The 23,800-nt window shown below is 69.4% G+C and carries 22 protein-coding genes; 21 read left to right on the forward strand and 1 reads right to left on the reverse strand.

Features of this window, described 5'->3' with window-relative positions; translation table 11 throughout:
- Positions 1 to 2 precede the first annotated feature (2 nt).
- From ABTX60_RS07235 to ABTX60_RS07330, 20 genes are all read left to right on the forward strand, one after another.
- Positions 3 to 476 carry a hypothetical protein gene (locus ABTX60_RS07235; protein WP_352096172.1) on the forward strand — a complete coding sequence of 158 codons (474 nt, stop codon included), beginning with the start codon at positions 3 to 5 and terminating at the stop codon, positions 474 to 476.
- Positions 476 to 2,782, forward strand: coding sequence for a hypothetical protein (locus ABTX60_RS07240; RefSeq protein WP_352096068.1), 2,307 nt, complete (start codon positions 476 to 478; stop codon positions 2,780 to 2,782). Before ABTX60_RS07235 ends, ABTX60_RS07240 begins: the two co-directional genes overlap by 1 nt.
- Positions 2,779 to 6,540, forward strand: coding sequence for a hypothetical protein (locus ABTX60_RS07245; RefSeq protein WP_352096069.1), 3,762 nt, complete (start codon positions 2,779 to 2,781; stop codon positions 6,538 to 6,540). Before ABTX60_RS07240 ends, ABTX60_RS07245 begins: the two co-directional genes overlap by 4 nt.
- A gap of 13 nt (positions 6,541 to 6,553) precedes the next feature.
- A complete protein-coding gene (locus ABTX60_RS07250; protein WP_352096070.1) occupies positions 6,554 to 6,760 on the forward strand; it encodes a hypothetical protein in 207 nt (68 codons plus the stop codon).
- A complete protein-coding gene (locus ABTX60_RS07255) occupies positions 6,750 to 7,394 on the forward strand; it encodes a hypothetical protein (RefSeq protein WP_352096071.1) in 645 nt (214 codons plus the stop codon). The genes ABTX60_RS07250 and ABTX60_RS07255 overlap by 11 nt, the downstream gene beginning before the upstream one ends.
- A gap of 227 nt (positions 7,395 to 7,621) precedes the next feature.
- Entirely contained in the window at positions 7,622 to 8,086 is a 465-nt protein-coding gene (locus ABTX60_RS07260; RefSeq protein WP_352096072.1) for a hypothetical protein, read from the forward strand.
- Complete coding sequence (locus ABTX60_RS07265) at positions 8,086 to 8,553, forward strand: hypothetical protein (RefSeq protein WP_352096073.1); 468 nt, start codon at positions 8,086 to 8,088, stop codon at positions 8,551 to 8,553. The genes ABTX60_RS07260 and ABTX60_RS07265 overlap by 1 nt, the downstream gene beginning before the upstream one ends.
- Before the next feature lie 16 nt (positions 8,554 to 8,569).
- Positions 8,570 to 9,040, forward strand: coding sequence for a hypothetical protein (locus ABTX60_RS07270; protein WP_352096074.1), 471 nt, complete (start codon positions 8,570 to 8,572; stop codon positions 9,038 to 9,040).
- A 71-nt stretch (positions 9,041 to 9,111) separates the two neighbouring features.
- Complete coding sequence (locus ABTX60_RS07275; protein WP_352096075.1) at positions 9,112 to 10,050, forward strand: hypothetical protein; 939 nt, start codon at positions 9,112 to 9,114, stop codon at positions 10,048 to 10,050.
- The gene (locus ABTX60_RS07280; RefSeq protein ID WP_352096076.1) at positions 10,050 to 10,517 is read left to right on the forward strand and encodes a hypothetical protein; all 468 of its coding nucleotides are present in this window, start codon (positions 10,050 to 10,052) and stop codon (positions 10,515 to 10,517) included. The genes ABTX60_RS07275 and ABTX60_RS07280 overlap by 1 nt, the downstream gene beginning before the upstream one ends.
- Before the next feature lie 63 nt (positions 10,518 to 10,580).
- Positions 10,581 to 11,990 (forward strand): glycosyltransferase family 4 protein, encoded by a 1,410-nt coding sequence (locus ABTX60_RS07285; RefSeq protein WP_352096077.1) that lies wholly within the window; start codon positions 10,581 to 10,583, stop codon positions 11,988 to 11,990.
- Positions 11,991 to 12,047: 57 nt separating this feature from the next.
- Positions 12,048 to 12,743: a hypothetical protein gene (locus ABTX60_RS07290; RefSeq protein ID WP_352096078.1), complete on the forward strand. Its 696-nt coding sequence runs from the start codon at positions 12,048 to 12,050 to the stop codon at positions 12,741 to 12,743.
- Entirely contained in the window at positions 12,743 to 13,447 is a 705-nt protein-coding gene (locus tag ABTX60_RS07295) for a hypothetical protein (RefSeq protein WP_352096079.1), read from the forward strand. Before ABTX60_RS07290 ends, ABTX60_RS07295 begins: the two co-directional genes overlap by 1 nt.
- Positions 13,447 to 14,256, forward strand: a complete 810-nt coding sequence (locus tag ABTX60_RS07300; RefSeq protein WP_352096080.1) for a hypothetical protein — start codon at positions 13,447 to 13,449, stop codon at positions 14,254 to 14,256. The genes ABTX60_RS07295 and ABTX60_RS07300 overlap by 1 nt, the downstream gene beginning before the upstream one ends.
- Positions 14,257 to 14,268: 12 nt before the next feature.
- Entirely contained in the window at positions 14,269 to 14,865 is a 597-nt protein-coding gene (locus ABTX60_RS07305; RefSeq protein WP_352096081.1) for a hypothetical protein, read from the forward strand.
- Positions 14,855 to 15,235: a hypothetical protein gene (locus ABTX60_RS07310; RefSeq protein WP_352096082.1), complete on the forward strand. Its 381-nt coding sequence runs from the start codon at positions 14,855 to 14,857 to the stop codon at positions 15,233 to 15,235. The genes ABTX60_RS07305 and ABTX60_RS07310 overlap by 11 nt, the downstream gene beginning before the upstream one ends.
- Positions 15,236 to 15,380: 145 nt before the next feature.
- Positions 15,381 to 16,649 (forward strand): GIY-YIG nuclease family protein, encoded by a 1,269-nt coding sequence (locus ABTX60_RS07315; protein WP_352096083.1) that lies wholly within the window; start codon positions 15,381 to 15,383, stop codon positions 16,647 to 16,649.
- Positions 16,650 to 16,915: 266 nt separating this feature from the next.
- Positions 16,916 to 17,674 carry a hypothetical protein gene (locus ABTX60_RS07320; RefSeq protein WP_352096084.1) on the forward strand — a complete coding sequence of 253 codons (759 nt, stop codon included), beginning with the start codon at positions 16,916 to 16,918 and terminating at the stop codon, positions 17,672 to 17,674.
- Between the two features lie 175 nt (positions 17,675 to 17,849).
- Complete coding sequence (locus ABTX60_RS07325) at positions 17,850 to 18,386, forward strand: hypothetical protein (protein WP_352096085.1); 537 nt, start codon at positions 17,850 to 17,852, stop codon at positions 18,384 to 18,386.
- A 5-nt stretch (positions 18,387 to 18,391) separates the two neighbouring features.
- A complete protein-coding gene (locus ABTX60_RS07330; protein ID WP_352096086.1) occupies positions 18,392 to 18,604 on the forward strand; it encodes a hypothetical protein in 213 nt (70 codons plus the stop codon).
- A gap of 223 nt (positions 18,605 to 18,827) precedes the next feature.
- Here the strand turns inward: ABTX60_RS07330 and ABTX60_RS07335 are convergent, their stop codons facing one another.
- Positions 18,828 to 19,190 carry a hypothetical protein gene (locus ABTX60_RS07335; protein WP_352096087.1) on the reverse strand — a complete coding sequence of 121 codons (363 nt, stop codon included), beginning with the start codon at positions 19,188 to 19,190 and terminating at the stop codon, positions 18,828 to 18,830.
- 556 nt (positions 19,191 to 19,746) lie between these two features.
- On the opposite strand from ABTX60_RS07335, the gene ABTX60_RS07340 reads away from it, so the two are divergent.
- Positions 19,747 to 23,790 (forward strand): phage tail protein, encoded by a 4,044-nt coding sequence (locus ABTX60_RS07340; RefSeq protein WP_352096088.1) that lies wholly within the window; start codon positions 19,747 to 19,749, stop codon positions 23,788 to 23,790.
- Positions 23,791 to 23,800 lie beyond the last annotated feature (10 nt).

Consider the following 23,800-nt stretch of genomic DNA (forward strand, 5'->3'; position numbering starts at 1 on the left):
CCATGATCCGAGTGCAGCCCGCGAGGGAACGGCGCGTCGACTTCGCCCAGTGGGCGATCGAGCAGACGCCGATGGTGCGGACCTGCTCGCACATCGAGTACGCGGTCCCCCCGGGCCTGTTCACGCACATGCCTGAGGAACTCCTCGTCGGCTCGCTCGTCGACGGCCACCCATACCGGTCACCCCTCGAAGAGGAATCGACCGCTGCCACCGCGCAGTGGGTCACAGGCGTCCCCGGCGAGCCCCTGCCCGAGGTCCCCGAAGAGGCGTACGGGCCCGACGCTGTTCCGCTGTCGGAGCCGGAGCCGGAGCCGGAGCCGGAGCCGGAGCCCGAGCCGGAGTTGGAGCCGGCCCCGGCCGCCGCGCCCTCGGAGGGGGAGGACGCGGCGGTCACCTGCGACGTGTGCTCCCGGCCCTTCACCACCCCGCGCGGCCGTGACACGCACCGCCGACAGGCACACCCGGAGGTGGACTGATGGCCCTGACGCCCGTCCCGTGCGCCTGCGGCGGCGGGGGAGGAGGCGGCGGTACGGGGGAGGCGTGCTGCGCCCCGTCGATCACCTCGACCCCCCTGTGCCGCCCGGACTGTTCGACGATCATCGTCGTCGTGCAGTCCGGCTGCGCCGACTGCGGCGCGGCCCCCACCGCACCTGAGGTAGTCGGCTGGGTCGATCCCGCGACCGGGATGTTCACCGCGGGCCCGGCCCCGGCCGACGCCCAGCCGTGCGACGGCTGCGGCTGTGTCGACACGATCTGCGTCACCCGCTGCGACGACACCACCGGCGACGGCACCGCCGACACCACGTACAGCGAACTGTGGTGCGTCCACCCCGACGGCAGCACAGCACTGATCCTCACCTACCAGAACGACCCGTCGACCCCCTACACGCCCGTCTCGCCGGTCGACTGCACCATGGCGTGCCCCGAGTCCGAGACGGTCATGCTGTGCGACGACAGCGGGCCCTTCCTGCGCCGCTACGTGTTCCTCAACGGGCAGGCGTCGTACGAAGACGTCGCCCTCGACGGGCAGACCCCCCACGTCGTTGCTGGCACCGTCCGGGCCTGTAGCGGTGAGGAATGCGAGCAGCCGACCACGCCGGTCGCGACGATCGGCCTGTGCCTCGCCGACGGCACACCCATCGCTGTGATCGTCACCCGCGGCTGCGAAGGCGTCGTCACCCGGCAGGGCTGGCTGGACCTGACGACCGGCAGCTACTCGGCCGGCGACCCCCCGGCCGGGACGATGTCGTGCGGCGACTCCCAGTCCATCCAGACGTCCGGCGTGTTCTGCGACGTCGACCCTGCCACCGGCGACGTGCACGGCCTGGTCCTCGTCGAGTACACGTACGCCGCTGACGGGTCGATCGCCTCGGTCCGCCTCATCGACGCCACGACCGGGCAGACGTACACGCCGCAGGGCGACATCACCACCTGCCCGACCGGAACACCGCAACCGGAGCAGGATCTTGTGATCCTGTGCGACGTCGCGGCAGACGGCACCGTGACGCGTTTCGTGCGGGACTTCCGCCGCGACGAGAACGGCACGATCAGCGGCCATTCGGACTACACGCTCGACGGCGCCGCGTACACGCCGACCGGCACCGTCGGCCTGTGCGTCGAACCGTGCCGTGAGACCGCCACCCAGCTCCTGTGTGACGACATCACCACCACGGTCGCCCTCACGGTCACCCAATCCACGCTCGCCGCCGCGCAAGCCGTACGCCCCGCCCAGGCCGACCTCGCCGGACCCGAGCAGGCTCTGTTCGACGGTGGGAGCCTGGTGTTCCCGGCCGAGACGAACGGTGCGGCCGGCGACGGCAACCAGGTGTACCGGGCGGCCGTCGGCCAGATCGCCGCCACCGTCACGGGATGCCCACAAGCGTCCGGCACCCTCACCGTGTCCGTCCGCGTCACCGAGAACGGCCCAGACCCCGGGCTCGCCTTCACCGGCGCGTTCCGCCTCCACAAGGACGGCCAGGTCCTCGACGTCCGGGAGACGCCGTTCAATGCGGCGGTGGGCGGCGTCACCACGATCAGCCTGTCGACGCCGGTCACGGCCGCCGACCTCACCAGCGGCTCCATCTACGCCGTGCTGGTCCTGGAGACCTACCACCTGGGCACGAGCAAGTCGTGGACCGCCGACCAGTTCACCGTCACCGCGGACCTGGACGACTGCACCACCCAGTTCTTCCGGACCCTCGTCACCGACTGCGAGACCGGCACGGTCCTCTCACATCTCGACACCACCCTCGACGGCGCCGCCTACACCCCGCAGGGGACCGTGGGGACGTGCCAGCCGGACGAGTGCCCGGTCCAGCAGGTCATCCAAGCCGACCGCTGCGACGACACCACCGGCGACGGACTGCCCGACACGTCGTTCGTTGAGCTCCTCGGCATCGACTGCCTCGGCGTCGTCAGGAGCATCGGCAATTACAACTGCACGCTCGAAGCGCCGTACACGCCGGTGTCGCCCGTCGACTGCTGGCCGGACGTCGAACCCGTCCCGCCGGTCCTGTCCGGGGTGCAAGCCCGCCGGGTCCAGCTCGCGCCCGGCCAAAGCTGGAACGGCCTCCTGTACGGGACGCTCCGCACGGTCACCGCGACCGCCCACAACGGCACCGGCACCGTCACCACCACAGACGGCACCTCGACTCTGTTCGAGGGCGAGACGGCCACCTGGTCGATCAGCAAGGACCCAGACGTGCGGCTCGTCGGGCCGCTCACCATCACGGCCGCCACCGGAACGATCACCGTCACGTTCACGACTGGAGTTGACCTGTGAGTGGATGCTGCGGGCAGAGCCCCGTCGTCATCAGTGGCCCGACACCGTCGCGGGTCAACGTCGAAACCGAGATCCTCTGCGACGTCCTCGCCGACGGCACCGTAGCGGCGACCGTCCTCCTGGAGCCGGTGTACGACACCAGCAGCGGCGCGCGGGTCGGCACACGGACCGTGGACCCCGTCACGGGCGCCGCATACACGGTGCAGGGCACGTTGCAGACGTGCGCGACCGCGCCGCCGTGCCAGACCTGCGAGACGCTCCAGCTGTGCGACACCGCCGCCGACGGCGCGGTGACGCTCTTCCTGCGGACGATCTGCCGGAACTGTGCCGGCCAGGTCACCACGACGACCGATACGACGCTCGACGGGACGACCGCCTACACCCCGGCCGGCACGGTCGGCGAGTGCACCGGCCCGTGCCGAGACTCGAATGTGCTGCTCCTGTGCGACGTGCCGCAGGACGGCTCACCGGCCGCGACCGTCACCGACACCGACCCGACGCCCTACTACCCGTTCGGGACCGGCGCCCCGGTCACCGGCGCACAGGTTCTGTGGGACGGCGGCACCCTCGACCTGCCGGCCGGTACGGCTCCCCAGCCAGGCGCCCCCGGCATGGTCAACAGCCTCGCCGCCATCGTCCAGGCGCCGCGCCCGGCCTGCGACACGGGCACCGCGCACGTGGCCGTCGCCGTCAACATCCTCCAGCAGGGCCCGGACAACGGATGCGCCCAGACCGGACACGTCCGGCTGTTCAACGGGACGACGCAAGCCGCCCTCGCCCTCCTGCCGGTCAACACCCCAGCCGGCTGGTTCGGCACGGTGACCGTTGAGGCCGACGTCCCGGCCGCTGATCTCGCTGCGGGGAACATCGCCGTGGCGATCGCCCTCGATGGCTACGACGACACCCCCGGGGCGTGCGACCCGAGCCCGCGCCGTACCGGCTGGCAGCTGTCCGCGTTCACCACGGCGGCGACGTACGACCAGGCCGGATGCGACACGCAGTTCCTCCGCACGGTCACCGTGGACTGCGAGACCGGCCAGGTCACCGGGACAACGGACACCACGATCGACGGTGCCCCGTACACGCTCACCGGCCAGCCCGGCGAGTGCCAGGCCACGCAGGCCGAACAGCAGCGGTACGACGCGGAGATCGTCGAGCTGTGCGACACCGCGGCCGACGGCACGGTGACGCCGTTCCTGCGGCACGTCTCGTACGGAACCCTCGGCGGCGCGGTCGCTGCCGTCACGGACACCACCCTCGACGGGCTCACGGCCTACAGCCCGGCCGGCGCCGTCGGCCGCTGCCCGCAGACGACGGACTGCGACTCGCCGACCACGCCGACGACCACGATCGGGCTGTGCCTGGCGGACGGGACACCGATCGCCGTGGTGATGACCCGCGACTGCGCGGGCACCGTCACACGCGACGGATGGGTCAACCTCGTCACGGGCGCGTTCGCGGCGGGCGCACCACCGGCGGGCACTCTGGCGTGCGGCGACTCGCAGTCCATCCAGGTCTCCGGAACGTTCTGCGACGTCGACGCCAGCGGCAACGTCCTCGGCCTCGTCCTGGTCGAGTACACCTACGCCGCAGACGGGTCGATCGAGTCGGTGCGCCTGGTGGACGCCACCACCGGGCAGACGTACACGCCGCAGGGCACTGTCACCGTGTGCCCTACCGGCACGGAGCAGCCCGAGCAGGACCTGGTCCAGCTGTGCGACGTGGCTGCCGACGGCACCGTGACCTCGTTCGTCCGGGACTTCCGCAGGGACGAGCTGGGCGCGATCACCGGGCACAGTGACTACCTGCTGGACGGGACCGCGTACACGCCGACCGGCACCGTGGGCGTGTGCGTCTCGCCGTGCCTGAACTGCGAGACGCTGCTGCTGTGCGACGAAGGCGGCAACGACCCGGCCACGATCAGCGGCACGGGCATGTCGTCCGGCACGCTCGCGAACGGCGTCGCCTGGTCCTCACGAGGCAGTGCGCCGCTCCCGGCGACCTACAGCAACGCTGACGGCTCCTGGTGGGGCCTCGCCACGTTCCCGAACTCGGTGTTCCCTAACAGCACCTGGACGCTGTCCCGGCCGGCCATCGTCGAGTTCTCGGTGTACATCCGCTACCACGCGGGCGGCACGGGCACCGACAACACCGCGCAGCTCCCGGCCGGGCTGGAGGTCGTCAGCCTGCCGGACGGGTACACCTACGACCCGGCCACCGGCATCCTGACCGCCACCGGGGACACGCTCAACGACCCGTGTACGTACCTCACAGACCCGCACGTGGCGACCTCGCCGCGGTTCCGCACCACCAACCCGGTCACCACGGTCACCGCCAGGTACCTCGGCGCCCGCATCGCCAACTGCGGCGTGTTCGGGAACTACAAGATCGGCGCGTTCCAGATCACCCCGCCGGGACAGTTCCTGCGCACCATCTGCCGCGACTGCGGCGGGGCAGTCGTCTCGGTCCTCGACACCGAGCTGGACGGAACGACGGCCTACACGCCGCTCGGTGCCGTCGGGGTATGCGAGCCGCCGCCGGACCCCGAGCCCGAAGCGTGCTGCCAGCCGGTCCAGGTGTGCATCCAGCAGGACACGACCCAGCAGGTCGAGTTCATCTCCAACGAGGAACACCGCAACGACAACACGGTGGACCCGGTATGGAAGTGGACGACCGATCTCAACGCGGCCAGCCCGCCCTGGTACGACATGTACCAGCGCCAGTATTCGGCAGCCTGGTCGGTCGTCGACTCCGACACCGCGCGGCCGGCCTGGTGGGTCAGCCCGCACCCCGACGGGGCGTCCGCACAGGCGAGTCCGGCCCTGCCGAACGAGGGCCCGTCCCTCCTCAACACGCACTGGTACCCGCGCGCCTTCTTCGACCTGCCGGCCAACGCCGACCCCGCCAGCATCAAGGTGCAGGCCACGGTGTTCAACGCCGACCAGATTGGTCGTGCGTTCCGTCTCAACAGCGGCGCCTGGCAGACCCTCCCGGCCACGGCCACGCACAACGGGACGACGTACGTGTTCGGTCCCGACACCATCCCGGGCGCCCAGGCCGGACGGAACACCCTCGACCTGGACGTGGAGGAGACCGTCGGCGGCGGCGCCGGCCTCATGGTGCACCTCATCGTCACCTATGAGGTCATCCCGGAGACGCGGTCCTGGACGCGGATGATCTGCTGCGACAACACGGTCTACTACCTCGACGAGGACGGGCAGCGGCAGGACGCCGTCCCGGACGGCTGGCACCTCGCCGCGTGCGGCGGCAGCGGAAGCACCCTCGACTGCGCGAAGCAGGTGGTCGAACGCTGCGGCTGCGACGACACCACAGGCGACGGAACCGGCGATGTGACGTTCACGGAGCTGTGGGCCGTCGACCCGTGCGGCGGGGCCGCCCCCGTCCTGATGGGCACCTACCTGGATGGTGGCCTGACGCAGCCGTACACGCCGGTCGCGCCGGTCGAGTGCACGGCGGCAGACCTGCCCCCGGGACCGCTGAGCACGGGCGTGCGGAACGTGACCGGCACCGCGGCGCAGAACCTCGCCGGTTCCTTCCCGACCCTTCAGAGCGTCTCCCTGACCGTTCTCGCCGGGTCGGTGAACGTGACGATGACCGACGGCTCCAACGTCGCCGTACCGGCCGGGGTGTCGCTCACCTGGTCCGTCACGAAGGAAGACGACGCGGCCCTGGCCGCCGCCTCGTTCGCCGGGGCGACAGCGGCCTCCCAGTACCTCCTGAACTACACCTACCGGTAAGGAGACGCGCGCCATGAGCGACGACGCCACTCAGGGCCCGGAGCCCCGGAATCCGCGCTACTTCACGAAGGACGGGGAGGGCGTCCAGGTCGTCTACAACCTTCGGGACGCCTCCCCCTACTTCGAGCTCGGCTACGAGGAGGTCGACGAGGCCGCCTACCTGGAGGGCCTGCCCGACCCCACCTCCAGCCCACTCCCGGCGGTGAGCGATGGCCGGTAACTGCTGCGGCAGCGTCCGCGTCCTACAGCGCCTGGACCCGGCCGCCTGCAACGCCCTCGAACAGGGGGCCGCCGGCCTGCTGGTACCTCGCACCGAACTGGCGGGTGTCGCCCCCGGAACCGCGGTCGGCGCTGAGCGGTCCGTTGACGTGGACGTGACGGCCCCCGCGGCGGGGGCCTGCCCCGAGACGTGGTCGGTCGGAGCGCGCCTCACGCCCGTCTCCGGGCAGGCATCCGGAGCTGTGGCCCTCGACGCCGCAGCGGCCAACACCTGGGTTCCCGTCACCGGGGCGCAGCTCGTCCTTCCGGAGGCCGGCGTCTACGAGGTGATCGCCGACGTGCAAGGCTCCATCGCGTGGGCGGCCGGTGTTTCCAACGCCATCGTCGACGCCAGGATCTTCGACGTCACCGCCGGTGCCGACGTCCCGATGACCACCCGCCGGGTGGTCCTGTTCACCGATCAGGCTGCCGGGGGCACGACAGGTATCCAGGCCAACGCGTCGGCGTCGGCGCTGTACCAGGTGGCCGGGCCGAGCACGCTCCGGGTGGACGGGTCCTGGCGGACCGACTCCGGCACCACCTCACAGAAAGTGCTCTGGGCGCACAACTTCAGGTTCACGAAGGTGAGCGACTGATGGCCGGGGCGTGCGGGCGTACGTACCGCATCGACCCGAAGCTCGACCCGGCGGCCTGCAACGCCCTGACGGAGACGGCGAGTGGCCTCCTCGTGCCTCGCACGCTGCTCCAGGGCATCGCCCCTGGCGGTGCCGTGGGGACGGAGCGCTCCGTAGACGTCGACGTGACGGCACCGGCCGCCGAGGCGTGCCCGGAGACGTGGACTGTGGGCGCCCGCCTCACTCCTGTGAGCGGGCAGCGCAACGCGGGCACCCTCGACCTCCTCACGGTGCCCCAGAGCACACCGCTTGATGTGCCGTCGAGTGACATCACGCTCCCCGAAGCGGGGGTCTATGAGTTGACCGCTGACCTGCTGTTCATCGCTTCGTGGAATTTCACTGGTCGACACGTCGCCGCGATCGTGGCGCAGTGGTTCAACGTCACCACCGGTACGAACGTCCCGGGGAGTAACCGGTGGTGGGTGCATGATGATCCGGGCGGCAGTGTCGGAGCTGTGGGGCTTGCCTCCGTGTGGGAGAACGTCGTCGTGAGGGCGCTGGTATCGGTGACCGTGCCGACGACGTTCCGTCTTCGCGGCATCCGAGGAACCGGCAACGGCTCGGCGGCCACCACCGCGAACGTCCAGCACGCCATCCAACAGAACGGCGGCGCCTCGCAGAACCTCATCGTGTGGCGAAAGTTGGCCGATTGATGGCCGGAACTGGAGCCAGCGTCTACCTGCCGCCCATCGCCGGGCAATGCGTCTTCGCGGGCGGTGGGCTGGCCCTCCCGGCTTCGGGCGCGTGGACCGAGGTGGCACCGACGACGAGCAGTGACCACACCATCAAGGAGTCCGGCCTGTACCTCGTCACGGCCGACACCCGCGCCGCGATCAACGTCCCGGCCGGCGGAAACGTATGGGTCGTCGGTGCCATCGCCCGCAATGGCGCGGTCATCGGAGGCACCGAGCACCTCGCCCACCAGATCGCGAACACCACAGTCCCGGTCGGCACCAATGAGGGCAGCGGCACCAGCTTCCTGGTGGGCCTCACCGCTGGGGACGTCTTGTCCATGGTGGCCTGCGCGAGGGGCTCCATCACGGCCGCCGGGGCGGCAGCGTCGGTCATCGGAAACGGCGACGGCTATACCCGCGCCTCCTGGGTGCGGGTCCGAGTATGAAACGAGGCCCTGCCACATGACCGGAACCGCGAGCAGTATCGACACCGGCGGTAGCGGGTTCGCCGCACTGCCAGCAGGCGTTGACCTCACGTCGGCCGCGTCCGGCGCGTTCGTCGACCTCGGTCTTTCCCTCACACTGCCCACGCCCGGCACCTACCACCTGGACGCGATCGTGCGGGGCAACATCGGCAACATGACGGTGAACGAGAACGCGCTGATCGCCGCCCGGCTGTGGGACGTCACCGCGGGCGCCGTCGTCCCCAACAGTGAGGCCATCGTCGTGCAGATCTCGGAGTGGGCCCCGGGCGCTGCGACTGCCTTGCAGTGGAACGCCTCCGCGGCGATCAGTGTGGAGTACACGCCCACCTCGCCGAGGACGATCCGGGTGGAAGCCGCACGGATCGACGTCTCGGGGACCACTGAGGTGGCCGGTATCGGTTCCGACACGCTCCAGCGCACCACCCTGCGCTACCTCCGAGTTGCCTGACCCCCCAAGGAGCCCCTCATGTACGGAATCAGCGGCAGCGTCTTGGCGCGTTCGGGCTGGAAGGTGTAGGCGTGAGCGGCACGAATGCCGGGATCTCCCTGGACTGCCCGACCACTCTCGCCAACGAGTGCTGGAAGGTGCCGGGATACCGGTACGTCTCCTACGACAACTCGGCGAGCACCCCGTGCGGGGTGTCTGCCGTCAACGGCGCTACGTCCACGGTCTGTGACCGGCCCAACGTGCGGGTCACCTCGTGGATCATCAACGGCAAGAACGTCATCGCGGACCCGACCACGGACGGTTGGGACGCCTGCGGCGTCCCCTTCCTGTCCGACCTCGCCGCCACGCTCAACACCTGGTACCCGTTCGCCGGCAGGTGGACGGTCGCTCTCTCCGACACCTGCGCCTATCACGTGCGGTCGAGGGCCCTGCCGCCCACGGGCACGAAGTACGGCGTCCTGACCGCCGTGGACGTCGACACGGGGGAGAACATCACCCTCACCCCGGCCGACACCGTCGTCCTGGACACCTTCTATCGGCGGATCACCGAGATCGACTGCTCAGGGCAGACGACCACCCGGTGGGTCGACAACGACGGGGCCACCGTCCCGGCCCCGGACCCGGCGCAGCTCGTGGAGTGCACCGTCCAGGTCACGCCGGACGCCCGGGTCACCCCCACCCAGCGGGTACGGCCACGGATTGCCCGCCTGAGCGGCACCAACGGCACCGCGAACCTGGAAGACTTCGGCTCGGACGTCCAGTCCATCACCCTCACCGTCCTCGCTGGCGCCGTCCGGGTCCGCGCCGTGGGCACCGGGGCGACCAGCAGCAGCGGGCCGACCGCCTACACCGACGACGTCACCGTACCGGCCGGGGTCACGCTCACCTGGGCCGTCGACGGCGACTCCTACGACCTCGCCCTCGACGGCAGCCTGATCTTCACCGGGACGGCCGCGGGCGCCGATTTCCTCGTCCACTGGACCGAGCACGTCTACACGGACACCGACTGATGGCCACATCGGGCAGCATCCGCATCGAGGCGGACGGCTTCGCCGTCCTCCCCGCGAACGTCAACCTCAACTCCTCCGCGTCCGGGGCATGGGTGGCCACCGGCCTATCCGTCGTGCTGCCGGCCGCGGGTAGATACCGGCTCGGCTCCACTGTCCGCACGGTCCTCGGCACCATGACGACCGGTGAGGGCGCGTTCATCGTCGCCCGCCTCTTCGACGTGACCGCCGGTGCCGTCGTCCCCGATAGTGAAGTCCTGGCGCATCAACTCAGCGTCGGGGGCGGCACGTCGGCAACGCTCCTCGCCTGGAACCGCACAGCGTCCATCGAGACCCGGTACACGGTCCCGGGCACCCGTACGATCCGGCTGGAAGCCAGCCGGATCACCTCAAGCGGCACCACCGACAGCGCGTCAGTGGTCTCGGACGGCAACGGGCGCACGACACTGCAATTCGAGCGACTTGCATGAGCACGCGCGGCGGAGACCCATATGGAACAGCGCGCGACGCGCACCAGGACGGAGACAGCTCGCATGCGCATCCTGGCACTTCTGCCGACTCAAGAGCCTCCCGCGTACCTGCGCACCGCGGCGGCGGCTGGGCATGAGGTGCACGTCATCGCCACCGTCCGCTGGCGGGACAACCCGTGCGAGGTGGAGGGTGTGCAGGTGTGGCCGCTCGGATACTGGTGGCGGGCCAAGCAGGCGGCCCGGCCCGACGTGCTGGTGACGGTGGCCGGTGACCGGCAGGCCGAGCGGCTCATGCCCAACCTGCGGCGCGTGCCCCGGCTCGTCCTTCCGGACGCTGACGCCGACTTCGGCGAGTTCGAGGAGGCGTGCATCCGGCGGCTGCCCGTGCACCAGCAGGCGCAGGCCCGCGTCACGGTGCCGGGCGATCCGCTCGCGGGGGAGCCGGTCAAGGTGGTGGCGTGGATCCACTTCGGGGTGCCCTATCGGCGGGCCGGGTCGGAGACGATGCTTCAGACGATGATGCGTGCCCTGCGCGACGCGGGCATGGGCGTCCTCGTCGTGTGCTCCTCGATGCCAGAGGCTCCGCCGTCGTGGGAGGTGGACGGCGTCCCGTACCTGCACCTGGGGCCGCACGCGGCCGAGTTGTTGTTCCGGTCGATGCGACCGCAGGTGATGGTGACGCACCACAACTACGCGGCGCGGGCTACCGGCCTCGCGCGGGAGATCGGGGCTCGGTCGGTGCTGCTGATGCACTCCGACCTCGACTACGCGGCCCGTTCGATGCAGGCCGGCCCGGACCTGATCGTCTTCAACACGGAGTGGGTGAGGGCATCGCTCGCCACCCGCTATCTGGAAGTCGACCGGACGCCGTCCCTGATCGTGCACCCGCCCGTCGTCCCCGGCGAGCACCGAGCCGCAGCGGCAGGGGAGCGGGTGACGCTCGTCAACCTCTCCTCCGACAAGGGCGTGGACACGTGGCGGGCGGTCGCCCGCGCCTTGCCCAGGCTGCCGTTCCTCGGCGTGATGGGAGCGCACGGCATCCAGGTCACGGCGCCGCTCGCGCCGAACATGCGGGTGATCCGGCAGACGTCGGACATGCGCGGCGACGTGTGGGCGCACACGCGGGTCCTCCTCGTGCCCAGCGTGTACGAGTCGTACGGCATGGCGGCCGTCGAGGCCCTCGCGAGTGGTGTACCCGTCATCGCCCACCCCACCGCGGGCCTTCGCGAAGCCCTCGGCGACGCGGCGACGTTCATCGACCGTGACGACCACCAGGCGTGGGCGGACGCGGCCGCCGGCCTGTACGCCGACGGGCCGCGCCGGGCGAAGGCGACCGCCGCGGCGCTGGCCCGCAGCGTGTTCCTCGCCGAGCAGGCCCACACCGAACTGAAGGTGTGGGCGGACACGATCGAGGGCTTGACCAGGGGCGTCACAGAGCAGCATGGCGCCCTCGCAGTGGCGGCGGCTGGATAGACTTTCATCGCCGAATGGTTAAGGGCCTGGCTCCTTGCAATGAGGGAGCTACGGCCCATGTCCTGTCCCCTGATCGCGAACGCCGACGTCATCCGGATCACGCGCGTCGACCAGTGCGGCAACCCGGTCTGCGGTGACGACAATTCGTTCGTCGCGGAGTGCTTCAGCAGCATCGCGATGAACAACAACGTCGACGACGGCGACGACATCGAGTACAAGGCCGCCAACGGCACCGTGTGCGGCTACAAGAAGGCGTGTCCGACCTTCCGCGGTTTCGATCTGGAACTCAATATCTTCAGTGTCTCCCCGGAGATCCTGGAGCTGCTCACGGGCCAGCCGGTCGTCCTCGGATTCGACGGCACGCCGATCGGCATCGACACCTGCGGCGTGGCCTGCAAGACGGGCTTCGCTTTGGAACTGTGGGCGGAGGTCCTCGGCGAGGAGTGCGCGGAAGGCGCCGAGGGACAGTGGCTGTACTTCGTGTTGCCATGGATCACGAACGGGCTCCTCGGTGACCTGGAGGTCGGCTCGGAGGCGGTGACGCTTCAGATCACCGGCGCGACCCGCGCGGGCGGCTCGTGGGGAGTGGGCCCGTACGACGTCATGCCGATCGACGCGGCCGGCACACCGGGCCCGATGCTCACCCCGCTCAGCTCGTCCTGCCACCGCCGGATCTTCCTGACGACGACGCCCCCGCCCACCCCGTCGTGCGAGTACCAGCCGGTCGTCTGCAACTCCATGTCACTCGTGTGATGGAGCTGCCGGACCTGGTCGTCCCGGTGCGGGAGGGCGCCAACAACGAGCCGCTGCGGTACGCGCTGCGGTCGTGGGCGGCGAACCTCCCGCACCGGCACGTGTGGATTGTCGGCTTCCGGCCGTGGTGGGCAGCCGGTGCCCGGCACATCCCCACCCAGCAGGGCGGCAAGCCGAGGTATGCGAACACCACGGCGGCGATGCGCGCGGCGTGCGAGCACCCCGAGGTGTCGGACCCGTTCATCTGGTGCAACGACGACTTCTTCGTGATGCGCCCGCAGCCGGCCGAGCTACCGGTGTGGCACCGCGGGCCGGTGCGGGAGCTGGAGGCGCACTTCGGGCCGAGCTCGAACCGGTACCTGGCCGAGATGCGCAGGACGCGGGACTTCCTCGTCGAGCTGGGGCACGACGACCCGGCCTCGTACGACCTGCACGTGCCGCTGCCCGTGGAGAAGACCGGGATGCTGCTGGCGCTCGATGCGGCGCCGGGCCACGACACCCACAAGCGCACGGTGTACGGGGTCCTCAACGGCATCGGCGGCACCCGCATGACGGACGTCAAGGTGCAGCAGCGCGGGCCCCAGTTCGACCCCGGCTCGCCGTTCCTGTCGACGATGCCGGACGCCTTCGCCAACGGGGCCGTCGGCAAGTTCATCCGCGCGGCGTTCCCCGAGCCGTGCCCGTACGAGGTGCGGAGACGCTGATGCCGCTGCGGATAGGCCCGTGTGAGCCGTGGCCGTACGAGCCTGAGTGCTGCTCGCTGCCGGACGGTGTCGAGGAGGCGACCATCGACCGTTGGCGGTCGGTGGCGACGTTCATCCTCTGGGCGCTGTCCGGGCGACGCGTGGGCCCGTCATGCCCCTACACGGTGCGGCCGTGCCGGAAGAGCTGCCTCGACTCCGGCGGGCTGACCGTGCGCTGGCAAACCGCCGGCCCGTGGATCCCCTACCTCGGCCGCGACGGGGCCTGGCGCAACGCCAGTGTCTGCGGCTGCAAGTCGGACTGCTCGTGCGGCGAACTGTGCGAAGTGCGCCTTGAGGGGCCGGTGCACGACATCCTCGCCGTTGAGGTCGACGGGCAGACACTGCCGGAAGACGCGTACCGGGTCGACGCCTCGGGGCTGCTGGTCCGTACGGACGGCGGATGCTGGCCGGACTGCCAGGACATGGCCGCATCGTGCGGCGACCCGAACACCTTCTGCGTCACCTACCGGATCGGGCTGCCGCTCGACGACGCGGCGATCGCCGCCCACAGCGCACTGGTCTGCCACCTCGTCAAGGACTGCGGCGGCGGCTGCGGCTGCAAGGTGTCGACGAACCGGAACCTGAGCCGACTGTCGCGGCAGGGCGTCGACCTCGAATTCGCGGACCCGACGCTCATCTACTCCGAGATGCGGACCGGCCTCCCCGCCGTGGACATGTGGCTCAACGCCGTGAACCCGTACAAGCAGGCCTCGCCGAGCCGGGTCTACAGCCCCGACTTCAAGCGCCCACGCACCCAGACCTGGCCGTAGAGGAAACCGACCGTGCTCCAGCCGCTCGCCATTCACGAGGCCGCCTCGGACCTCCTCGCCTGCGTGTGCGCCACCCTCGACGAGATGGCCACGCAGGTCGAGGACTATCCGGGCTGCCCGACATGCCGGCGCTGCCTCGTCCCGGGCCTTCCCGCCTGGGACGACTGCGAGAACCCGTGCACGAGCGAGGCCGGCGGGCAGCTGACCGTGAACCTGTCCCGCATGTACGGGTCGACGAACTTCCCCGCCGAGGATCAGACGCCGCAGAACGTGCGCGGCTGCACGCCCCCGCTGTCGACCGCTGTCGAGCTGGTGGTGACGGTGCTGCGGTGCGCGCCGGGCCCCAGCGAGGAGGGCTGCCCGCCGTCGTGCGAGGACCTGGAGGCGGCGGCACGCGTCACCCACATCGATGCCGTCGGCGTCTTCAACGCGATCACGTGCTGCCTGGCGGCCACCAAACGACCAGGACGACGGCGCGGCCGGCCGTACATCCTTGGCCGTCAGCAGACCCTCGGCCCGCAGGGCGGCTGCGTCGGCGTCGAGCAGCGGGTCACGATCGCGCTGCCCGGCTGCAAATGCCCGGAGGAGGTACCCGGCTGTGAGTGTTGAGGTGAGGATCGACCCGGGCCGCATCGCCCGGCTGCTGCGCGCCCGGGGCAGCATCGCCCACCGCAAGATGAGCCAGCGAACCGAACGCGTCGCGCGGATCGCCGAGACCGAAGCGCCCGGCAGCATGGGCAGGTACATCTCCTGGAAGGTCGTGGAGGGACCCCGCGGCCTGCAAGGCGTCATCGTGTGCGACCACCACGCGGTGCACTACGTGCTGAACGGTACGAGGCCCCACCTCATAAAGCCACGCAGGCGCAATGGCGTGCTCAGGTTCGAGGTCGACGGACGCGTGGTCTTCACCCGCCTCGTTCGGCACCCTGGCACACGGCCCAACCCGTTCCTACAGAGGGCCTTGCGGTTAGGCCGCTGACCAGGCACTTTGCGGCAACTACGGGAACTAAAAGGGCAGTTCAGTCGTCTTGCTCAATGACACCTCATATGTGAGGCCCCCGGTGATGCGGCCAAACGGCACCGGGGGCCTCGACCGATTCCTTACCTGAGAAGGAGTACGGCCTATGGCCGACAGTAAGGCATCCCCGACCGCGATCCCCAAGCCCCGCAGGCGGCGACCAGAGTCCTACGAGGCGGAAGCCAAGTTCCGTGCCCGGCTGGAGGCCCTTGACGCGAAGCTGCTTGACCCCTACCTGGGCTCCAAGGCTAAGCATCGCGTCATCTGCTCGGAAGGGCATGAGTGCACACCGAAGGCTGAGCGGGTGATCGCTGGTGGCGGAGTCTGTCGGATCTGCTCCGGATGTGACTCGGCGACCGCCTGGGCGACGTTCAAGACCCGCGTGGAGGAACTCGGAGGGACTGTCGTCGAGCCATCGTGGAGGGGTGTCGGCGTCAAGCATGAGATCCGATGCAAGGAAGGGCACACCAGCTACCCGTATCCCGGCCGTGTTGCACAGGGCGTGGGCATCTGCCGGGTGTGCGCCGGACTTGACCCCGCCGAGGCTGTCCGGCAGCTCCTCGTCCGACTCGACGAGATTGGTGCGGTGCTGCTCGATCCGTACCGCAGCGCAAATAAGCCGGTGAGGTTCCGCTGCGCTGAGGGGCACGAGTTCACGGGCAGGCCCGCCGTCGTGGTGCGTTCGCCGCACGTCTGCCGTGTGTGCGCCGGTCTCGACCCTGCGTCCCGCCTGGCTGCCTTTCGGGCGCTCGTGGAGGCGCAGGGTGGGACGCTCCTTGCCACACGCTGGCTCGGTGTGCATGAGCCTCACGATGTCTTGTGCTCCGAGGGGCACCTTTGCAGCCCGCGCCCAGCCGGACTCCCAGAGAAGAGCATCTGCCGGATCTGCGCGTGCCGTGACCCGCATGTGGTCGAAGAGCGGTTCCGTGAGCGGGTCGCCGAGCTGGGCGGCACAGTGATCGGCGAGTGGTTCAACATCCATGAGAGTGTGCTCGTGCGCTGCTCAGAGGGGCATGAGGCGAGTCCGATTCCGAAGAACGTCATCTATGGTGGTGGCCTGTGCCGATTCTGTAAGGGCAAGGTCTGGGACGCCTTCTACGTCGTAGCGGACGAGATCAACGACGTCGTGAAGATTGGGATCACGTCCGGCAACCCGAGGCCACGGCTGCTGCACCACGAGAGGTCCGGACTTGACCAGGTCGTGAGGTTGCACACCGGCTTGCCATCCAGTGTTGCCCCCGAGCTGGAACAGACGCTCCTGGCCGCCTTGCGTGACGCTGGCGAGAAGCCTGTGCGCGGCCGGGAGTACTTCGCGACCCGAGTGCTTCCCGTCGTCCTGGACCTGGTCGACAACCATCCGGCCATCCGCGCCTGAGTGCCCGAGGGTAGCCGCGCCGGCGGCTACCCTCAGGGGTGCGTTGCTGGTTTAGGGCCAGGCGATGGAGCGGAGATAAGGACGGACCCGTGTGCAAGAACCATCGCGCTGCACACCGAGCCGCGTTTCGTGAACCAGTCCCAATCAGGGGCGTGCCCCGGTGGAGGGAGCACCCTCGTGGCGGCAGGGTGACTTCTGAGGTGCTCTGACCGCGTGGCCGGGGTTGCATGCTGACATGGCGGCGTCCCATCGATCAGAGTCCGTGCATGGTGCAAAACCTTGTTGCCGTCTTCAGCCTGTTGATCGGAACTGCGGGGCTACTGCTGAGTTACGCAGGTCACCGGCAGAAGGTCCGGCAGGATGCGCAGGAGCGCGCGCTCCGTGCGGACGAACAGCAGAGGATGGAGCACGAGCGGCAGCGACACGAGCAGGAATGGCGGGAGATGGAAGCCCGCGCCCAAGAGGAGAGAGAAGCGCACGATCGGGAGCGGGACCGGTATCAGGCATCCATGATCGGCGGGCATATCGGGCTATCCCCGTCCTCTCTCGACGACAGCTGGGTCGTCCCGCAGGTCGTGATCTACAACGGGTCCAATCAGCCGGTCCGGGACGTGCGCGCGTCCCTCCGTGGCGAGGTGAAAAGCGAACTGCCACTCGTCGAGACCGGCCACCATCACGTCCCGCTGCCGCCCATTCCGGTCGGCGAGCGCTACGACCAGCTGGGTGAGGTCACCGTCGAGTTCACCGACGCTGCCGGGGTCCGCTGGCGCCGTGAGGGCTACGGTGCTCTGCGGCGTGCGCAGCAGGGGGCCGGCGGGCAGGAAATCTGGGGGCATCGGGAGTCCCCCGTGGTCGAACGCGTAGTTGAGCACCCGGACGCGGCCAGCCCAGCAAAATTGCTGCCTAGGGTGGCGGCGCCCGACTCACCGGCGACAGCAAAGCGCCGTGCCAACTGGCTTGGGCCGGTGGTTGTTGTGGTTTCCGTGGTGCTCATCGCAGGAGGCGTTTGGTGGCTCCTGCAATAGGTCCAGTGTGACGCCGTGCCTCGCCTAATGTCCTCGACGATGACGTCTGCAAAGGTGCGAAGGCGCCCATCGGGGTACAGCCCGCCACGCCTCTCCAGCCGCGGGCGGTCTACTAGGATTCCGCGTGCGTTGCTGGTTTAGGGCCGGGCGAGGGAGCGGAGACAAGGACGGACCCGTGCGCAAAACCATCGCGCTGCACACCGAGCCCCACGTCATCGTGGTCGGCCCCCACGAGCTTGAGTTCGAACCCGAGGTCTTTGGTGACGAGTTCGTGGACGCCTACGTTGAGCTGAACGAGGCGCACAAGGCCAAGGGCGTCGACCTGGAGAATCTCAGCGACACCGACCCGACGCTGCTGCGGCAGACGCTTCGCTCGCTGCGGGTGTTCCTCGCCCGGCAGATGATGCCGGAGAGCGCCGAGGAGTTCCTGACGCTGAACGTCGTGAAGGAGGGCGAGGTGCTGAAGTCCTTCACCGACCTGGACCAGGCGCAGGCCTTCGCCGACGAGCACCCGGGCGTGAAGATCCGCGACGCGGTGCGTCTGCCCACCCGGGCCATCGCCGAGATCCTCGAAACGACGGTGGAGCTGTACGGCGGTGGTAACCGCCCTACTTCGTCGTCTTCAGGCTCTGCGCCCAGGTCGCGGCCTGGTGGGACTCCTGGGACGGGACCCTCGCCCTCCAAGGTGTCGACCCGCACACGTGGCCGCTGAAGCGGATGCTGAACGCGGCCGAGGCGCAGCTCGACGCCGGGGCGAAGGACGACAGTGAGCGGGCCCGGAAGCGGGCCGAGCTGTACGCCCCGCCGAAGGGCTACCGGCCCCCGGCGGGCGCTTCTGGGCGGCCGAGGTCGGCGGCGATGGGCAGGAACGACGCCCAAGCCCTGATGGCTGCCATGGCCAGGGAGGACGCACGGCTGATGAGCCGCTAACCCTCCTGTCTCACTTCGTGATCTTGCCGCGGGCCATAGCAGTCCCCGCCCGCTGGTGGGAATTTGGAATCAGGTCATCGCCCGATCGCCCTGCGGCTGGTCCGAGTTGAATTCTCGGGCCAGCCGCGCCTTCCCTCGACCCGATTGATACAACGCCTACTGCGCCTTGACTACTGGGGCGCTGGCGGCGTCGCTGACCGACCGCCGGACGGAGAGCGAACGGTTACGCCAGGAACAGGCTGACCCTGATGAGAAGGTTGGAATCCCACCAGATCCTTCCCGACACGACCACCTTGCCGTTTTCCGGAACGACGTTGAATGTCTGAACGCTGGCGCCGCCCAGGAATGGCCTTTGGGTCGTCGGTGAGAGTTCGCAGACGGACGCGAGCACCACGCTGTCGGGAGTTGCTTCGGGGAAGTTGCAGGTGATCGCGAAGAACTGACGCCCCGAGAAGCGGAAATGCCGCGCGGCACTGCGGACGGTGGGGTCCACTTCGCTGGCAGCGATGATCTCTGGGGCCGTGTCTGTCAAGGTCGTCCCGTAACTCTGGCCACCGTTCGGGAGCGATGAAGAGGTAGAGGTCATGACTTCCTCCTAGCCGTAAGCGTCAGTGCGGCGGCTTCCGCTGTCTCGCTGGATTTACCAGTTGCGGCGTCAATATTTGGGAGGTCACCTTTTATTGAGGCCGAACGAGCTTCAGTGCGGCAACTGCCGCTGACTAGCGTTGATTCCAGGCTACGTCCGGCGCTGCTGACTCGCATGCTGAGCAACCTTGGGGAACTGTGCGGGGATTCACTTGTAGCTTCGGGGCACCTTCGGATAAATATGGCCTGGATTGCTGTCTGGGCACGTTCCCGGCCGAAGCGGCACCGCGGCGGCCCGTCGATCCGCACCAGCCCGCCCGCAGCAGCGGCCCTGGAACAGCAAAGGCCTCCTGTGCATCGGCGCAGACTTCGCAATCCACACCGACCCCGGAGGCCTTCGCCTCGTTCAAGGGCACTCAAAGCGTGTCGCCTGCCAACAGCGTCCCGGGACAGCACACCGCTAACCGATAATCTGAAGACCGGCCGCCCTAGGTAGATGGGGGGCCAGAGCCGACTGGTTCAGGGCCGGGCAACCACACGCGAAAGCGGGTTGCCCGGTGGTCGGCGAGGACGAGGACTACGGCTCAGCGCGCATCACGATCGACCTGGACGACACCGGGATCGTGGCTGATGCCCGGCTGCTCGGCCAGCGGATCCAGAACGCCCTGAACCGGGCCACGAACGGCATCGCCCGGCAGATCCAGCGGAACCTTCAGAACAGCCTGCGCAACGTCTCGGTGCGGATCCGTGTGGATCCGGACCTGAGCCGGTTCGACGCTCAGCTTCTCGCCGGGCTGTCCGGGATCGACTCGCTGAACATCCCCGTCGCGCCGGACCTGACGGTGTTCATGGAGCGGCTGCGGGCCGCTCTCGCGGACGAAGAGGTGTCGATCCGGGTCGTCCCCGACCTGGACGATTTCGACGCGCGGATACGGGCGCACAACACGCCGGACGTCGATGTCAACGTCAACGCGGACCTCGACGGGAACCGGCTCACTCGGGCGCTGGGCAGCCTGGGCCGGATCGTCGGAGGCATCGGCCGCAGCCTCGCGTCGGGGCTGAGACTTGGCGCGCTCGGCTTGGCGGCGGCCGGCGCGGCTGGAGGGGTCGCCGCTCTGGTCGGCGCGCTCGCCCCCGCGGTCGGCATCGTCGCGGCGGCCCCGGCCGTGTTCCTCGCCGCCGGGGCTGCGATCGGCACGCTGAAGCTCGCCCTTGACGGTGTGGGTGCGGCGTTCTCCTCGGCGCTGACCGGAGACGCGAAGGCCTTCGAGGCGTCCCTTGAGGGTCTGTCCCCGGCCGCGAGGGCAGCCGCCCAGGAAGTGCGGGCGTTGAAGCCGGCGTTCGACGCGCTGAAGTCCAGCGTCCAGGGCGCGTTCTTCAAGCCGCTGACGGGCGACATCACCGCGGCGGCGAACGCGCTGAAGGGGCCGCTGAAGACCGGCATGACGGGCCTGTCCGCCGAGTTCGGGCGGCTCGCCTTTTCCGCGCTCGGGTTCGCCAAGTCGTCCACGGCGGTCGGACTCGTCCGGAACGTCTTCGCCGGGCTGAAGACGGAGATCACCGGGATCAAGTCCGACACGATCGACCGGCTGCTGACGTCGATCGGCCGGTTCGCGTCGTCGACGCTTCCCGCCTTCAACGGCCTGGGCGCCTCGCTCGACGGGGTGATCAACCGGTTCGCCGCGTTTCTCGAGCGCGCCACGGCCGCCGGGTCAGGGCTGACGTGGATCCAGAACGCGATCACCGTCTTCCAGCAGCTCGGCGCCATCGCGTCGAACGTCGGGTCGATCTTCTCCGGCATGTCCGAGGCGGCCAACAGCGTCGGCGGGGGGCTGCTGGCCAACCTTCAGACGATCACCGGGCAGATGGCGGCGTTCGTCCAGTCGATGGCGGGCCAGGAGGCGCTCGGGAACATCTTCGCGACGCTTGGGGAGGCCGCCCGGCAGGTCGGTCCGATCCTCGCCGCGCTCGTGACGCAGGTAGGGGCGATAGCCCCCGCGGTACTGCCGATCTTCAGCGCGCTGGGCCCGGCGATCCTGACCGTGGTCAACGCCTTGGGCCCTGCCATTCAGGCGCTCATGCCGGGCATTCAGGCGCTGGTCGACGGCCTCGCGCAGGGCCTGGCGCTGGTCGCCCCGGCGCTGGCGCCGCTCGGCGCGGCGATCGGGCAGATCGCGGTCGCCCTGGCGCCGGTGCTGCCGCTGGTCGGGCAGCTCGCGGCGTCCCTGGGGCAGATCCTCGCTCCGATCCTGTCGGCGCTGGCGAGCCTGTTCCAGCCGATCATCTCGGCGCTGGTTGGCGCACTGATGCCGATCCTGCCGCCGCTGACGGCCGCGTTCGTGCAGCTGGTGACCGCGCTTCAGCCGCTGGTCTCTGGCGTCGGCCAGGCCCTCGCCGACCTCTTTACCGGCCTGGCCCCCGCTCTGCCGCCGATCGTCGCCGCGATCTCGCAGATCGTCGACGCGTTCGTGCCGTTGATCGCGCAGATCACCGGGGCCCTGCTGCCGATCCTGCCGGTCCTGTCGCAGGCGATCCTTCAGATCGTCAACGCGTTCGTGCCGCTCGTGCAGCAGATCGTTTCCGCGCTGCTGCCGGTCCTGCCGCCGCTGATCGACGCCTTCCTGGCGATCGTCCAGGCTGTCGTCCCGCTGATCCCGCCCATCGCCCAACTGGTGGCCTCCCTCGCCCCGCTGGTGGGCATGGTCGTGCAGATCGTCGGCCCGATCCTCCAGATCGGCGCCGCGTTCGTGGGCTGGGTGGCGATCAACGTCGTGGTGCCGATCATCCAGGCCGTGGTGTCGGTGCTGTCCGGGCTGCTCGGCGCCGTGACGTCCGTCGTCAACTTCATCGTCAACCTGCCGTCGATGATCGTGTCCGGGCTGTCGGCGCTCGGCGGCATGATCACCACGGCGTTCAACGCGGTCGTCGGCTTCTTCACCTCGCTGCCCGGCATGATCATGAGCGCGCTCGCCGCGCTGCCGGGGCTACTGTCCCAGGCGTTCTATGCGGCGCTTCGCGCCGTCGGCACGGCCATCGGTTTCGGCATCGGCCATGCGATCGCGCTGTTCACGCGCGTGCCCGGCATGATCTCCAATGCCCTGTCGTCGCTGGGGTCGACGATCCTGCGGCTGTTCAACTCGGCGTTGAGCGCCGCCCGCTCGGCGGTGTCGTCCGGGCTGTCGGCCGTGGGGTCGTTCTTCTCGGCGCTGCCCGGCCGGATCTCCTCGTTCCTGTCGTCGCTGCCCGGCCGCGTGTCGTCCCTGTTCCGGTCGGCCGGCTCCCAGGCGCTGGCGGCCGCGCGGAGCTTCGGCTCGCAGGTCGTGTCGTTCTTCCAGGGCATCCCGGGCCGCGTGCGAGGCGCACTGTCCGGGGCGACGTCGGCGCTGGTGTCCGTCGGCCGCGACCTCGTCCGGGGTCTGATCAGCGGCGTCAGGGCCATGGCCGGTCAGGTCGCCTCGGCCGCGAAGGAAGTCGTCTCGTCGGCCATCAAGTCGGCGAAGAGCGTCCTGAAGATCAGCTCGCCGTCGAAGGTGTTCATCCAGATCGGTAAGGACACCGGCAAGGGCTTCATCGTCGGTCTCACCGGCACGGTGGACCAGATCAAGTCCACCACGGACAAGATCGCCGCCAGCATCCGTAACGCCTTCAAGGGCAAGAAGACCAAGCTGGATGACCAGCTGCTGAAGCTGATCGCCGACGGCAACAAGCGGCTGGTGTCCCTCGCGAACCAGCGGGACTCCATCGCGAAGCGGATCGCCGACGCCAACAAGTTCGCGACGGACACCGCGGCGTCGGCGCTCCAGTCGTTCAGCCTCCAGAACCTCACCCAGGGCGGGGTGAGCATGTTCAACATCACCGAGGGCCTGGACCAGGCCATCGGCCAGGTACGGGGCTTCACCAAGCAGATCAACGACCTCGCCAAGCGCGGCCTGCGCAAGGACCTGCTGGCGCAGATCATCGCGCTCGGTCCGACGCAGGGCGCGCAGCTCGCCGGGTTCCTGTCGAAGCAGTCGACGGCCAGCCTGCAACAGATCAACAGCCTGCAAAAGCAGTTGGTCAACGCGACGAACACGCTCGGCAAGAGCGCCGCCGACAACCTGTTCGACGCCGGTAAGCAGGCATCGAAAGGCTTCCTGGCTGGACTCAAGGGCCAGCAGAAGGACATCGAGACGCTCATGGTCTCGATCGCGAAGGCCATGCAGCAGAGCATCCGGAAGGCCCTCGGGATCAAGTCGCCGTCCGTGGTGTTCGCGAAGATCGGCGACCTGACGGGCCTCGGCCTGCACAACGGCTTCCTCGGCCGCCTCGGCGACCTGGTGAAGGCGGCCCGAACGTCGGCGCGGCGCCTGACCGACGCGGTCAACGAGCCGCTGGCCGGCCTCGCGAGCACGGTGGCAGGGCCGGTGGTTCAGCCGTCCCTCGGCGACGTCGCCGGGATCGTGCCGCCCGGGTCGGGGAGGCGCAGCGCCGCCGACTTCAGCACGGTGCGGGCCCCGTTCGGTGCGTCGGTCACGAACAACATCACCGTGCAGGCCGCCAACGACCCGGAGCAGACGGCCCGCGTGATCCTTCGGCGCATCGCGCTGGCGAACCTGACCTGAGAGAGGTGTT

The organism is Streptomyces sp. NPDC126510, assembly GCF_040302345.1.
Taxonomy (GTDB): domain Bacteria; phylum Actinomycetota; class Actinomycetes; order Streptomycetales; family Streptomycetaceae; genus Streptomyces.

Bases quoted from the DNA above. Each gene is read 5' to 3' on its own strand.
- ABTX60_RS07235 (WP_352096172.1), top strand. From the start codon at position 3: ATGATCCGAGTGCAGCCCGCGAGGGAACGGCGCGTCGACTTCGCCCAG.
- ABTX60_RS07240 (WP_352096068.1), top strand. From the start codon at position 476: ATGGCCCTGACGCCCGTCCCGTGCGCCTGCGGCGGCGGGGGAGGAGGC.
- ABTX60_RS07250 (WP_352096070.1), top strand. From the start codon at position 6,554: ATGAGCGACGACGCCACTCAGGGCCCGGAGCCCCGGAATCCGCGCTAC.
- ABTX60_RS07255 (WP_352096071.1), top strand. From the start codon at position 6,750: ATGGCCGGTAACTGCTGCGGCAGCGTCCGCGTCCTACAGCGCCTGGAC.
- ABTX60_RS07265 (WP_352096073.1), top strand. From the start codon at position 8,086: ATGGCCGGAACTGGAGCCAGCGTCTACCTGCCGCCCATCGCCGGGCAA.
- ABTX60_RS07270 (WP_352096074.1), top strand. From the start codon at position 8,570: ATGACCGGAACCGCGAGCAGTATCGACACCGGCGGTAGCGGGTTCGCC.
- ABTX60_RS07280 (WP_352096076.1), top strand. From the start codon at position 10,050: ATGGCCACATCGGGCAGCATCCGCATCGAGGCGGACGGCTTCGCCGTC.
- ABTX60_RS07285 (WP_352096077.1), top strand. From the start codon at position 10,581: ATGCGCATCCTGGCACTTCTGCCGACTCAAGAGCCTCCCGCGTACCTG.
- ABTX60_RS07290 (WP_352096078.1), top strand. From the start codon at position 12,048: ATGTCCTGTCCCCTGATCGCGAACGCCGACGTCATCCGGATCACGCGC.
- ABTX60_RS07295 (WP_352096079.1), top strand. From the start codon at position 12,743: ATGGAGCTGCCGGACCTGGTCGTCCCGGTGCGGGAGGGCGCCAACAAC.
- ABTX60_RS07300 (WP_352096080.1), top strand. From the start codon at position 13,447: ATGCCGCTGCGGATAGGCCCGTGTGAGCCGTGGCCGTACGAGCCTGAG.
- ABTX60_RS07315 (WP_352096083.1), top strand. From the start codon at position 15,381: ATGGCCGACAGTAAGGCATCCCCGACCGCGATCCCCAAGCCCCGCAGG.
- ABTX60_RS07320 (WP_352096084.1), top strand. From the start codon at position 16,916: ATGGTGCAAAACCTTGTTGCCGTCTTCAGCCTGTTGATCGGAACTGCG.
- ABTX60_RS07330 (WP_352096086.1), top strand. From the start codon at position 18,392: ATGCTGAACGCGGCCGAGGCGCAGCTCGACGCCGGGGCGAAGGACGAC.
- ABTX60_RS07335 (WP_352096087.1), bottom strand. From the start codon at position 19,190: ATGACCTCTACCTCTTCATCGCTCCCGAACGGTGGCCAGAGTTACGGG.